Origin of the sequence: Streptomyces sp. NPDC052773 (genome assembly GCF_044547145.1) — a bacterium.
In the GTDB taxonomy this organism is placed as follows: Bacteria; Actinomycetota; Actinomycetes; order Streptomycetales; family Streptomycetaceae; genus Streptomyces.
In genome coordinates, this window is sequence record NZ_JBITZX010000004.1 from 52,245 (window position 1) to 65,751 (window position 13,507).

General features: G+C 73.5%; 9 protein-coding genes. 4 read left to right on the forward strand and 5 right to left on the reverse strand.

Translation table 11 applies throughout. From position 1 onward, the window contains the following. Window positions 1–215: 215 nt before the first annotated feature. Entirely contained in the window at window positions 216–2,819 is a 2,604-nt protein-coding gene (locus ACIG0D_RS10735) for a CHAT domain-containing protein (RefSeq protein WP_399798339.1), read from the reverse strand. A gap of 118 nt (window positions 2,820–2,937) precedes the next feature. On the opposite strand from ACIG0D_RS10735, the gene ACIG0D_RS10740 reads away from it, so the two are divergent. The 3 genes from ACIG0D_RS10740 to ACIG0D_RS10750 are packed head-to-tail and all read left to right on the forward strand — an operon-like array spanning window position 2,938 to window position 5,557. Further along, entirely contained in the window at window positions 2,938–4,368 is a 1,431-nt protein-coding gene (locus ACIG0D_RS10740; protein WP_399798347.1) for a S8/S53 family peptidase, read from the forward strand. A 59-nt stretch (window positions 4,369–4,427) separates the two neighbouring features. Continuing rightward, window positions 4,428–5,003, forward strand: coding sequence for an RNA polymerase sigma factor (locus ACIG0D_RS10745; RefSeq protein WP_166003630.1), 576 nt, complete (start codon window positions 4,428–4,430; stop codon window positions 5,001–5,003). 5 nt (window positions 5,004–5,008) lie between these two features. Further along, entirely contained in the window at window positions 5,009–5,557 is a 549-nt protein-coding gene (locus tag ACIG0D_RS10750; RefSeq protein ID WP_399799250.1) for a hypothetical protein, read from the forward strand. Window positions 5,558–5,576: 19 nt separating this feature from the next. Here the strand turns inward: ACIG0D_RS10750 and ACIG0D_RS10755 are convergent, their stop codons facing one another. Next, on the reverse strand, window positions 5,577–6,365 hold the full coding sequence (locus ACIG0D_RS10755) for an N-formylglutamate amidohydrolase (protein WP_399798351.1): 789 nt from the start codon (window positions 6,363–6,365) through the stop codon (window positions 5,577–5,579). Window positions 6,366–6,499: 134 nt separating this feature from the next. Beyond that, window positions 6,500–8,719, reverse strand: a complete 2,220-nt coding sequence (locus tag ACIG0D_RS10760; protein WP_399798354.1) for an NADP-dependent isocitrate dehydrogenase — start codon at window positions 8,717–8,719, stop codon at window positions 6,500–6,502. 178 nt (window positions 8,720–8,897) lie between these two features. Between ACIG0D_RS10760 and ACIG0D_RS10765 the strand changes: the two genes are divergently transcribed. After that, window positions 8,898–9,950 (forward strand): hypothetical protein, encoded by a 1,053-nt coding sequence (locus ACIG0D_RS10765; protein ID WP_399798357.1) that lies wholly within the window; start codon window positions 8,898–8,900, stop codon window positions 9,948–9,950. A 20-nt stretch (window positions 9,951–9,970) separates the two neighbouring features. On the opposite strand, the gene ACIG0D_RS10770 is transcribed toward ACIG0D_RS10765, so the two are convergent. Both ACIG0D_RS10770 and ACIG0D_RS10775 read right to left on the reverse strand, forming a co-directional pair. After that, on the reverse strand, window positions 9,971–11,068 hold the full coding sequence (locus ACIG0D_RS10770; RefSeq protein ID WP_399798359.1) for a mechanosensitive ion channel family protein: 1,098 nt from the start codon (window positions 11,066–11,068) through the stop codon (window positions 9,971–9,973). Window positions 11,069–11,972: 904 nt separating this feature from the next. Then, window positions 11,973–13,490 (reverse strand): amino acid permease, encoded by a 1,518-nt coding sequence (locus tag ACIG0D_RS10775; RefSeq protein ID WP_399798361.1) that lies wholly within the window; start codon window positions 13,488–13,490, stop codon window positions 11,973–11,975. Window positions 13,491–13,507: the final 17 nt, after the last annotated feature.

Genomic DNA, 13,507 nt, shown 5'->3' on the forward strand with positions numbered 1-13,507 from the left:
CCCATGGGGCCCCGTGCCCCAGGTGTGGCGGCTCAGGGGGAGAACCTAGCCCAGCTCCGGGCGTTACGCAGCATGATCGAGAAGTGACTCAGCGGTAGATGTGGACGGTTGAACTCCGCACAAAATCAGCCAAGTTGAAAGCCTCGTGCCGTTTCCCGTGGCGACGCCGTGAGTTCACCTGTCGTTCACGCAACTCGTGTTCGCGCGGCCCGTGTTCACGCCGCCCCGAACGCCGTGAACGCCCACCCCGTCGCCTGGTGCAGGGCGTCCCCCGGCAGCGCGGCGCGCGCGTCACGCAGCGCCTCCGCCAGCGACAGACCCGCCCCGAGCCCCTTGTGCAGCGCCAGCATCAGCGGCACCACCGCGGCGTCATTCACCGGCGCGCTGCTCGCCACCACCCCCGCCGTGCCCAGCGGCAGCAGCGCCGTGACCAGACCCAGCAGCTCGTCGGCACCGACCGAGGCCAGCCGGGCGGTGTCGCAGCTCGAGAGGATGATCCGGTACGGACTGCGGGCCAGCCGCTCGAAGTCGTGCACGATCAGCGGCCCGTCCGCCATCCGCAGCGAGGAGAACATCGGGCTGTCCGCGCGGAACGTGCCGTGCGCGGCGATGTGGGCGAGCGCAGCCCCGTCCAGCTCCTCCAGGACGCGCGGCACCCGCGCCTCCTCGTCCTCCAGCACCCGCGCCTCGGCGTACCGGTCGGCGACCTCCGGGACCTCCGCGCCGCCGGTCGCCAGACCCGGCCCGCGCACCAGCACATGACGGCCGCCCGGCGGCGGCTCGGTCTCCCGGGCCCGCAGCCAGCTGCTCGCCGACGGCGACACACTGACCACCCGCTCCCGCAGCGACGGCAGCAGTGCCCACGGCACCCGGTGCAGCCGCGCGGGCGGCACGATCACCACGGGCCCCGGACTCAGGCGTCCGGCGGCCGGGCCCAGCAGCAGCTCCTCCAGCCGCCGGCCCGCCGCCTCCACCACCGGCAGCCGGCCCTCGGCGCCGGGGTGGGCCAGCCGCCGCAGCCCGGCCTGCACATGCTCGGCCTCGACCTCCGCCTCCGCCAGCAGCCCCGCCTCGAACCGCCGCACCCGGCCCCGGCCGCACAGCAGCACCTGCACCCGCCCGTCCAGCACCGCCAGCTCCACCAGCAGCGTCTCGCCCAGCCGGTCCAGCAGCCGGCCCACGTCGAACCGGTGCCCGTCGCCCGGCGCGCCACCCCGGATGTGCAGCGTCCGCGACCGCACCTCCCGCTCCAGCCGCCGCTGCTCCCGCTCCAGCGCCGGTATCGGCCGGCCCTCCCAGCGGGCCGCCTCCGCGCGGGCCGCGATCTCCCGGAACGCGGTCAGCCCGCTCAGCAGCGCCGGGTCGGCGGGCGGCCGGGTCGGCGGCGCGGACAGCACCGTCGCCCGCCACCGCTCGCTCCACACCAGCAGCCGCCGCGGCCCGCCCCCGTCCAGGCTCGCCCGCTGCGCCAGCGCGGCCAGTTCGGCGCCCTGCGCGGTGGCCCGCGCCCGCAACTCCGAGGCGCCCAGCGTCATCCGGTGGTCGTCCAGCACGTCGAGACCGCGCCGGCAGGCCTCCAGCACACCCCGCGCCGAACCCGCCGCCCGCGCCCGCAGCGCCTGCGCCGCCCACCCCGTCATCCGGGCCAGCGGCGGCCCGCCGTGCCGGCTGCGCGCGGCCACCGCCAGATGCCGCTCGGCGTCCGCCGTCCAGCCCAGGCCCAGCGCGATCCGGCCCGCCAGCAGCGACGCCTCCGGCGCGGCCGGCGCCCCGAACGACGCCAGCCGCTCGGCCACCGCCGCGGCGTCCGCGACCAGCCGCCCCGAACTGCGCCCCGCGGCCACCCGCGCCTCGATCAGCACCAGCCGGGCATGCGTCTCCCACCAGGTGCGCCGCTGCCCGGAGAAGAGCCGCACGGCCACCGCCGCGCGGGCGATCGCGGTGTGCGGATCACCCGCCAGCCGGGCCGCGCGCGCCGCCGCCAGCAGCAGCTCCGCCTTGCGGGTGGACTGCCCGCCCATCCCGTCCAGCACGGCGATCGCCGCGTCCGCCTCCGCCAGCGCCTCCGGCGCCAGGCCCGCCGCCATCAGCACCTCGCAGCGGCGGATGTTCAGCATGAACGTCGGCGTGCCCAGCTTGGCGTACCGCTCCTCCGCCTCGTCCAGCAGCCGCAGCGCCGCCGGGATGTCCCCCGACCGGAACGCGGCGAGGCCCCGGCTCTCCACCGCGTCCGCCTTGTCGTGCTCCTGGCCGGTGGTCTCCCACAACTTCTCCGCCGCCGTGAAGTCGGCGTCCGCCCGCTCCACCGCGCCCAGCGCCAGATGCACCGTCGCCCGCAGCGTCAGCGCCCGCGCCGTCCAGATCACGTCGTCCGCCTGCCGCAGCACGGGAATCGCCCGGCGTACGTCCTCCAGCGCCTCGCGATGATGACCGAGCACCCACCAGACGTACGCCCGGCGGAACCGCACCCGCGCCCGGGTGTGCCCCGTACCGCGCGCCACCCCGCGCTCGAACGCCGCGAGCCCCTGCCGCGTGCGCCCCGCGTGCACCAACGCGACCCCGAGCGTGCCGAGGACGTCCGCCTCCCGCTCCGCCGAGTCCGCCCGCGCGGCCAGATCGCGGGCACGCCGAAGGTGGTGCAGGGCGATCCGCAGATCGCCGAAATCCCGCTGCCAGATGCCGATCACCTGGTGCGCCACGGAGGCGTGCAGCGGTGACGGATCGGCCGCGAGCACCTCCTGCGCCCGGTCCAGCGCCTCGTTCGGGGCGGCGAACACCATCGGCAGCAGTTCGAGAACCGAGTCGCTTCCCGCTCTCACCCCACGGATGGTAGTGGCCGCCGTCGCCCGGAACCACGGGCCACCGATTCGTCTCTGTATCAATCAGCGACATCGCGACTCCAGTTGACGAACGTCGCCACAACGGGGAGGACACGCCATGGCACCACAGCGATTCCGCGAGCAGTTCGACCAGATCCAGCGCACGATGCCCGACGTCCCGCTCGCCATGGGACCGGACGACTCCGCGGAATTCCTCTACGAGAAGGGGGTCGTCCTCGCCCGCGACGGCGAGGAGGCGCAGCTCGTCGAGGACACCGTCCGCACCTTCTTCACCGAGGCCCCCGACCTGACCCCCGACACGGTGCGCCGGGCGGGCCCGCCGCGCAACCGCTCCGGCATCACCCGCATCCAGGTCGGCGACCCCGGCGAGGGCGCACCCGGCGCGGACCGCGCCGTCGCGGGCGCGCTGCGGGCACTGCGCCAGGCGGAGGGACGCGCGGGCCGCCGGCTGGTCAGCCGCAACCACGTGGTGTCCATCGCCGTCAACGCCTGCCCCGGCGACGAACCCGCCCCCGCCCCGCAGAACGAACCGCCCAACCCGGCCGCCGCCGAAGGCCGGTACGACCCGGAGACCTCCGTCGGCGTCCTCGTCGTCGACACCGGCCTGATGAGCGACTACCGCGCCTACCCGCTGCTCGCCCACACCCGCGGCGACCTCCAGATCCAGGAGACCGACGAGGACGGCGTACTCCAGCAGTACGTCGGCCACGGCACCTTCATCGCCGGGCTGGTCGCCGCCGTCGCCCCCAACACCGACGTCACCGTACGCAACTCGCTCAACGACGCCGGGGCCGTCCTGGAGTCCGAGTTCGGCGAGAAGCTCTTCGAGGCCGTCGACGCGAGCGGCTGGCCCGACATCCTCAGCCTCTCCGCGGGCACCTCCAACGGCCGCACCGACGGACTTCTCGGCGTCCAGGCGTTCATGGAGGAACTGCGCGAGCAGCGCACCCTGCTCGTCGCCTGCGCCGGCAACAACGCCAGCGCCACCCCCTTCTGGCCCGCCGCCTACGCCGACCTGCCCGACTGGCACGACAGCGTCCTCTCCGTCGGCGCGCTGCGCGGCGACGGCGAGTTCGGCGCCTGCTTCTCCAACCACGGCGGCTGGGTGAAGGTCTACGCCCCCGGCGAGCGCCTCACCAGCGCGCTGACCGGCTGGGGCACCCCCGTGCCGTACGTCTACCAGCACTCCACCTACGACGCCTGCCGCTACGGCTTCGGCTACGGCTGCACCTGCCAGTTCCCCCGCCACACCGGCGTGCTCAGCGAGGACAGCGCCGAGAGCAAGCCGGACCAGGTGATGTTCCAGGGGCTCGCGCAGTGGAGCGGCACCTCGTTCGCCACCCCCGTGGTCGCCGGGCTGGTCGCCGCCTACATGACGGCGCACAAGGAGCGCGACCCGCGCGCCGCCGCACGCCGACTGCTCGCGACGAACACCGAGTTCGCGGAGGTACGCGGGGCGCATGTACCGGCGCTGATGCCCCCCACCTGGCGCCCCGTCCCGGTCGAAGCGCCGGTCGCCGCGGTATGAGTACCGGAGCAGTCCCCGCCACGGCGTACGATGACGTGCCGTACACGAGGGGTGGGGCCGTGGACCGTGCAGATGTCGGCGCGCTCGTCCAGTCCGCCGTCGACGGCGACGCGGCGGCGTGGAAGGCGCTGGTGGAAGGGCTGAGCCCACTGGTCTGGTCCGTGGTGCGCGCCCACCGGCTCTCCGACGCCGACGCGCACGAGGTCTACCAGACGGTCTGGTTCCGCTTCGCCCAGCACCTCGGGCGGATCCGCGAACCGCACAAGGCCGGATCCTGGCTGGCGACCACCGCGCGCAACGAGTCGCTGAAGGTGATCCGCGGCTGGCAGCGGCTGACGCCGACCGACGACCCGCAACTCCTGGACCGGGTCAGCGAGGACCGCACACCGGAGCAGTCCCTGCTCGACTCCGAGGAGGCCGCCGCGCAGAGCGAGCGGGTCCGGCGGCTGTGGCAGGAGTTCGAGGCGCTGGGGGAGCGGTGCCGGCAGCTGCTGCGGGTGCTGATGGCCTCGCCGCCGCCCAGCTATCAGGAGGTGTCCGCCGCTCTGGGCATCGCCGTCGGCAGCATCGGGCCGCTGCGCCAGCGCTGTCTGCGCCGGCTCCGCGCCCGACTCGACGCACGGGGAGCATCGTGAACGACATGACCAACGGCGCGGACGGCGCCGGCGAGGACTTCGACCACTTCGGCAGCGGCGCGGACCGCGGCCTCGACCGCGGTCTCGACGAGGAAACCGCCCTGGACGACGCCGAGTTCGGTGCCGGACTGCTGGAGGAGGAGCTGCGGCAGGCCGCGACCATCCTCGACCCGGTCCCGCCGGAGCTGCGACGGCTGGCCGTGGACGCGTACGCCCTGCACGACCTCGACGCCCGCCTCGCTGAGCTGACCTTCGACTCCCTGGTGGACGCCATCCCGGTGCGCGGCGCGACCGACGTACCGCGGATGCTGACCTTCCGCACCGGCGAGCTGAGCGTGGACGTCGAGGTGACCGCCCACGGGCTGATCGGGCAGGTGCTGCCGCCGCAGCCCGCCCGGATCGAGGTCCTCGGCGGCCCGCACCCCGCCGTCCCGGACACCCTCACCGCCGACGCCATGGGCCGCTTCACCAGCGACCTGCCGCCCACCGGCCCGTTCGCGCTGCGCCTGCGGACCGGCGGGGAGGTGGTCGTGACGGAGTGGCTGCGGGCCTGACCGGCCGTGGCCCGGGGCCTCAGCGCGCCACGGCGTCGACCAGCGCGGCGAGCGCGCCCGCCAGGCGCTCCAGCCCCGGCCCGGCCGGACCGCCCGGCTCGGTCATGTAGGTGTCCCGGCGGATCTCCACCATCAGCGCGGACACCCGCGGGTCCGTCCCGTAGAACTCCAGCGGCACATACGTCCCGCTGAACGGGCTGTCGAGCCCCACTCCCTCCCCGCCGAAGGCGGCGCGGGCGGCGGCGAGCAGCTCCGGCGGCGTGTGCGAGGCGTCGGTGCCCAGGCACACGGGCGGACGCGGGCCGTCCCCGTGCAGCTCGTACGGCAGCGGCTCGCTCGGGTACGAGTGCACGTCGATGATCACCGCCCGCCCGGTCGCGGCCAGCCGCGCGGCCACGGCGTCCGTCATGGCCCGCGCGTACGGCCGGAAGTACCGTTCGATCAACGGCTCGGGGTCGGTGTCCGCGGGGCGCAGGACCTCGCGGTGCGTGGTCCGGGTGTACACCGCCCCCATGCCCACGGCGAGCATCTCCTCCCGCTCGTCCGGAAACCGCTCCGGATCCACGACCAGCCGCGACAGCCGGTTCACGAACCTCCAGGGCGTGAGCTGCGCGAGCCCGGCCGCCTCGGCGGCGATCCGCTCGGTGTGGGCGTCGACGATGTGGTCCAGCTCCCGCTCCAGCGCCCCGTCGTCCAGCGCGATGCCGGCCCGTACGTCCGCCGGTATCTCCCGCGAGGAGTGCGGCACATGGAGGATCACCGGCGAGTCGTCGTCACCGGGCAGCAGGTCGAAGGACGGACGGGACACGGGCGGCTCCGGAAGGCTCGGGACGCGGGGCGTGGACTCGGGGACGTGGACGCGGGGACGGGTGAGACGGGTCCGCCCCGGTCGGGCAGGGTGCCGACCGGGGCGGTCGCGGAGAACCCCTTGCGGGGCGAGCGTCAGCTCAGGGAGGCCAGGGCCTCGTTCCAGGTGGCGGAGGGGCGCATGACCGCGGCGGCCTTGGCCGGGTCCGGCTGGTAGTAGCCGCCGATCTCGACCGGCTTGCCCTGGACGGCGATCAGCTCGTCGACGATCTTCTGCTCGTTCGCGGCGAGCGTCTCGGCGAGCGGGGCGAAGGCCTTCGCCAGGTCCGCGTCGTCGGTCTGCCTGGCCAGCTCCTGCGCCCAGTACAGGGACAGGTAGAAGTGGCTGCCGCGGTTGTCGATGCCGCCGACGCGACGGGTCGGGGACTTGTCCTCGTTGAGGAAGGTCGCCGTGGCGCGGTCGAGGGTGTCGGCGAGGACCTTGGCCTTGGTGTTGCCGGTGGCCGTCGCGTACTGCTCCAGCGACGGGACCAGGGCGAAGAACTCGCCCAGGGAGTCCCAGCGCAGGTAGTTCTCCTTGACCAGCTGCTGGACGTGCTTCGGCGCGGAGCCGCCGGCGCCCGTCTCGAACAGGCCGCCGCCCGCCATCAGCGGGACGACCGACAGCATCTTGGCGCTGGTGCCCAGCTCCAGGATCGGGAAGAGGTCGGTCAGGTAGTCACGCAGGACGTTGCCGGTGACGGAGATCGTGTTCTCGCCGCGGCGGATGCGCTCCACCGACAGCTTGGTCGCCTCCACCGGGGACAGGATCTTGATGTCCAGGCCCTCGGTGTCGTGCTCCGGCAGGTACTGCTTGACCTTGGCGATCAGGTTGGCGTCGTGGGCGCGGGTCTCGTCCAGCCAGAACACGGCCGGGTCGCCGGTGGCGCGGGCGCGGGTGACGGCGAGCTTGACCCAGTCGCGGATCGCCGCGTCCTTGGTCTGGCAGGCGCGGAAGATGTCGCCCTGGGAGACCGGCTGCTCGATCAGGACGTCGCCGCCCTGGTCGACCAGGCGGACGGTGCCCGCGGCCGGGATCTCGAAGGTCTTGTCGTGGGAGCCGTACTCCTCGGCCTTCTGCGCCATCAGGCCGACGTTCGGCACCGAGCCCATGGTGGCCGGGTCGTAGGCGCCGTTGGCCTTGCAGTCCTCGATGACGGTCTTGTAGACGCCCGCGTACGAGGAGTCCGGGATGACCGCGATGGTGTCGGCCTCCTGGCCGTCCGGGCCCCACATGTGGCCGGAGGTGCGGATCATGGCCGGCATGGAGGCGTCGACGATGACGTCCGACGGCACGTGCAGGTTGGTGATGCCCTTGTCGGAGTCGACCATCGCCAGGGCCGGGCCCTCGGCCAGCTCGGCGTCGAAGGAGGCCTTGATCTCGGCGCCCTCGGGCAGGGACTCCAGGCCCTTGAAGATGCCGCCGAGGCCGTCGTTCGGGGAGAGGCCCGCGGCGGCCAGCGTCGCGCCGTAGCGCTCGAAGGTCTTCGGGAAGAAGGCGCGGACCACGTGGCCGAAGATGATCGGGTCGGAGACCTTCATCATCGTGGCCTTCAGGTGCACGGAGAACAGCACGCCCTCGGCCTTGGCGCGGGCGACCTGGGAGGCCAGGAACTCGCGCAGGTGGGCGACGCGCATCACGGAGGCGTCGACGACCTCACCGGCGACGACCGGTACGGACTCGCGCAGCACGGTGGTGGTGCCGTCCTCGGCGACCAGCTCGATCCGCAGCGTGCCGTCCTCGGCGATGACGACCGACTTCTCGGTGGAGCGGAAGTCGTTCTGGCCCATGGTCGCCACGTCGGTCTTGGACTCGGAGGTCCAGGCGCCCATGCGGTGCGGGTGGGTCTTGGCGTAGTTCTTCACCGAGGCCGGGGCACGGCGGTCGGAGTTGCCCTCGCGCAGGACCGGGTTCACGGCGGAGCCCTTGACCTTGTCGTAGCGGGCCTTGATCTCCCGCTCCTCGTCGGTCTTCGGGTCGTCCGGGTAGTCCGGCAGCGCGTAGCCCTGGCCCTGGAGCTCGGCGACGGCGGCCTTGAGCTGCGGGATGGACGCCGAGATGTTCGGCAGCTTGATGATGTTGGCCGCGGGCGTCTTGGCCAGCTCACCCAGCTCGGCGAGGGCGTCCGGGATGCGCTGGTCCTCGGTCAGGTACTCCGGGAACACGGCGATGATGCGGCCGGCCAGCGAGATGTCCCGCGTCTCCACGGCGACACCCGCCTGCGAGGCGTACGCCTTGACCACCGGCAGGAAGGAATACGTCGCCAGGGCCGGGGCCTCGTCAGTGTGCGTATAGATGATGGTCGAGTCAGTCACCGGGTGCTCCGCTCCACGTCTGCAACATTGCTCGACATCAAGATATCTCGTGATCGTGTGCGGATCGACAGGGGTACGGATCCGATCGCATGGACATGACCGCAGGGGGCAGATGTCGCTCTGCCCGGTCCCAGCCGATCGCGCCCGTGGGGGGCGCCCGTACCCGAAGGACGGACACATGCGACGCACCCGGCTCAGAGCCGTGCTCGGTGCCTTACTCCTGACCCTGCTGGCCCTGCTCGGCGCCGCCCCCGGCGCCACGGCGGCCCCGGCCACCACGACGACCCCGGCGACCACTCTGCCGATCGAGTACCACACCGACACGGCCGTGGACCCGGTGCACCACCGGCTCTACATCGCCGACCGCGTCAGCGGATCGGTCGTCGTCACCGACTTCGACGGCCGGATCGTGCGCACGCTCCCCGGCCTGCCCGGCGCCGCCGACCTGGTGCTGTCCCCGGACGCCCGCACCCTGTACGTGGCGCTCAGCCTCGGCGACGCCATCGTCGCCCTCGACACCGCCACGTACCGGACGAAGGCCCGCTACGCCACCGGCACCGGAGCCCCCACCGGCCCGGTCCGGCTCGCGCTGGTGGACGGCACCCTCTGGTTCAGCTACGGCGAGCAGTGGGAGAGCAACCTCGGCTCGCTCACCCTGGGCCGCCGTCCGGTGGTACGCCTGGCCCACCTGCCGTGGGGCACCTGGGCGGGCCCGCCGATGCTGCTGTCCTCGCCCACGGCGCCCGGCCTGGTGATCGCCGCCGAGCAGTACTCGAGCGCGGGTACCGTCACCGTCTACGACGTGACCTCCGGGGCACCGGTGGTGCGGACCACGCAGGACAACCCGGGCGGGATCTACGACGTCCGCGACCTGGCCCTGTCGCCCGACGGCCGCACGCTCCTCGCGGTGAGCGGGGCGCCGTACCACCACGTGGCCCTGCGCCTCGCCGACCTGTCGGTGGAGCACACCTATCCGACCGGCGCGTACCCGAACGCCGCCGCGGTGGCGCCCGACGGCACCGTCGCCGCGGGCGTCGACCGGTCCTACGGCGAGGACGTCCTGCTCTTCGCGCCCGGCGCCGGCACCCCCTCCCAGGTCATCGACGTGAACCCGGGCAGCGGTGTCTCACTGCGGGGCCACGGGCTGGTCTGGTCCCCGGACGGCACCCGGCTGTTCGCCCTCACCGGCGAGTACCAGGCCCCGCTGGCCCTGCATGTGATCACCCCGTAGCCGCGCGGCCCGGCGGCGGTTCAGTCGAGGCGGGCGGCGGACACCCCGCCCGCCTCCTGCGCGCCGTCGCGCTGCTGCGGGATGGCCACCTGGTTCTGCCGCAGGGTCACGGTGCGGGCCGGGGCCGGGATGCTGATGCCCTCCGCGCGGTAGCGGCGGTGCAGGCGCTTGATGAACTCGTGCTTGATCCGGTACTGGTCGCTGAACTCGCCGACGCCGAGGATCACCGTGAAACCGATCCGCGAGTCGCCGAAGGTGTGGAAGCGGACGGCGGGCTCGTGGTCCGGGACGGCGCCGGTGACGTCGGTCATCACCTCGGTGACCACCTCGCAGGTCACCCGCTCCACGTGCTCCAGGTCGCTGTCGTAACCGACCCCGGCCTGGACCATGATGGTCAGCTCCTGCTCGGGCCGGTTGTAGTTGGTCATGTTCGTCCCCGCGAGCTGGCCGTTGGGGATGATGACCAGGTTGTTGGAGAGGTTGCGGATGGTGGTCTGCCGCCAGTTGATGTCGGTGACGTAGCCCTCCTCGCCGCTGCTCAGCCGGATGTAGTCGCCCGGCTGCACGGTCTTCGAGGCGAGGATGTGGATGCCCGCGAAGAGGTTGGCGAGGGTGTCCTGAAGAGCCAGCGCGACGGCCAGACCGCCCACGCCGAGCGCGGTGAGCAGCGGGGCTATGGAGATGCCCAGGGTCTGGAGCACCACCAGGAAGCCGATCGCCAGCACCATCACGCGGGTGATGTTGACGAAGATCGTGGCCGACGCGGCGACGCCGGAGCGGGACTGGGCCACCGACCGGACCAGGCCGGCCACGACCCGGGCCGCCGCCAGCGTCACCACGAAGATCAGCAGAACGGTCAGGGTCTGGTTGGTGTGGTGCTGCACGGTCCGGGTCAGCGGCAGCACCGCCGCCGCGGCCGCCGCGCCGCCGACGACCGCAGCCCACGGCACCACCGTGCGCAGCGCGTCCACGATGACGTCGTCCCCGCCCCAGCGGGTGCGGTCGGCCTGCCTGCCCAGCCAGCGCAGCATCAGCCGCAGCGCGAACGCCGCCAGCAGCCCCGCCGCCAGCGCGATACCGGCGAGCACGAAGTCGTCCAGGGTCAGCGCGCGGGTCATCGGTCACCTCCGGAGGGACGATCCGCGGCAAACGGGGCCGCCGACGGCCGGATGTGAAGTCTCGTCACGTTGTCACCTGCTCGAATTCCGGGATGTGCGAGCGCTCATCCTGCCGTATCCGGCACGCGCGTTCGCACCCGGTACGCCGCGGTTCAGCCGCCTCCCCGCCCGTCCCCGGGCGGGAACTGACGGGGTTTCCGCCGCCACGGGGTGCGCTGGGGCGGCTGGGGCCGGGCGCGGGGGTGAGCTGGGGCAGGTGTGCTCCGACGGACGCGGCGTCGGCCGGGTCGGCGGGGCCCGGCCGCCGCGGGGGTGGCCGGGAGTTGTCGCCGTGTCACCGGTCGGGGGCTGCCGGTCCCGCGCGCGGCGGGGCTCAGTCGCCCGCAGGGTGGCCTTCGGACCCGCGGACGGGGCTCAGTCGCCGGCCGGGTGGCCGCCTGCCCCGTGGGCGGGGCTGGGTCGCCTGCCGGGTGACCTTCGGACCTGCGGGCGGGCGGGGCGCAGACGCGCGGTCGGGTGGCCGCCGGCCTGTGCGCGGGCGAGGGTCTCAGGCACTCGGCCCCGTGGCCGCCGGCCTGTGCGCGGGCGGGTGCTCAGGCACTTGGCCTCGGTGGCTGCCAACCTGCGGGCGGGCACGGCTCAGAACGCTCGCAGGGAGGCCACCGGCCCCCTGGGCGGGAGTCACCCGCCCGCCGGGTGACCTCCGGACCCGCGGGTGGGCGGGGCGACAGACGCCCGGCCGGGTGGTCGCCGGCCCCTGCGGGCGGGGTGCAGGCACTCGGCCCGGTGGGCCGCCGGTCCTTGGGCGGGCGTGGCTCGGAGCGTCCGCCGGGTGGCCATCGGCTCCGTGGGCGGGGGCCAGAACGCCCGTCGGGTGGCCCATCGGCCCGGGGGCGGGGGCCGCTCAGACGATGCCCTCGGCCAGTTCCGCCTGTTCGTGGTCGGTGCCGTACGCGGCGGTCGTGGGGGTGCCGTAGGAGCGGCGGGCGACGAACCACCACACCGTGGCGAGGACGAGGACGACGGCGAGCGCGACGGACGCGTAGTTCATCGTGTCGACCGTCACCGGCGAGGACTGCGGCAGACAGAACAGCACCGTCACACAGGCCACCCACACCACCGCGATCCAGCCGATCGGCCTGCTCCACCGGCCCAGGTTCCAGGGGCCCGGCGTGAAGCGGTTCCCGGCGCGCAGCCGCAGGAGGACGGGGATGGCGTACGCGGGGGTGATGCCGATGACGTTGATGGCGGTGACCGCGCCGTACGCCGTCGCCGAGTACAGGGACGGCAGGGCCAGGACACAGGCCACCGCCACCGACAGCCAGACGGCGGCGACCGGGGTCTGGGTGCGGGCACTGACCTTGCGCCACAGCTGCGAGCCGGGCAGCGCCCGGTCCCGGCTGAACGCGAACACCATCCGGCTCGCCGCGGCGACCTCGGCGTTGCCGCAGAACAGCTGGGCCACGATCACCACCAGCAGCAGCGCGCTCGCGCCGTCCGTGCCGAGCCCGTCGAGCAGGATCTGCGCGGGCGGCACCCCGGTCTCGCTGGCGCGCGTCGCGTCGTAGTCCTGGATGGCGAAGGTCAGCCCGGCGAGCAGCACGAAACCGGCGATCCACGACACCCAGATGGCCCGCACGATGCCGCGTGCCGCCGCCACCGAGGCGCCCGCCGTCTCCTCGGACAGGTGCGCGGAGGCGTCGTAGCCGGAGAACGTGTACTGGGCGAGCAGCAGGCCGATCGCCGCGACGTAGAGCGGGTTGTCCCAGCCGGTGTCGTTGACGAACTCGGTGAAGACGAACGACGGCGACTGGTGGTGCTCGGGGACGATCGCCAGCGCGCCGACGATGAGCGCGACACCGGCGAGGTGCCACCACACGCTGATCGAGTTGAGCACGCTGACCAGCCGCACCCCGAACAGGTTCAGCACGGCGTGCAGCAGCAGGATCGCCATGAAGATGAGCATCGTCTTCTCGGGCGTCGGCTCGAACCCGAACCGGAGGTTCAGGAACGCCCCGGTGAACAGGGCGGCGCCGTAGTCGATACCGGCGATCGCGCCGAGCAGGCCGAGCAGATTCAGCCAGCCCGTGTACCAGCCCCAGCGCCGGCCGCCGAGCCGGTCGGCCATGTAGTACAGCGCGCCGGAGGTGGGGTACGCGCTGGTGACCTCCGCCAGCGCGAGCCCCACGCACAGCACGAACAGGCCGACGCCCGCCCAGCCCCACAGCATCACCGCGGGACCGCCCGCGCCCATGCCGAAGCCGTACAGGGTCATGCAGCCGGACAGGATCGAGATCACCGAGAAGCTGATCGCGAAGTTGCCGAAGCCGCCCATCCGGCGGGCGAGCACCGGCCGGTAGCCCAGCTCGCGCAGGCGTTGCTCCTCGTCCTGCTGCGGGGCGCCGTGGGGGGTGCGGGGCATGCGGAACCTCCTGGGAG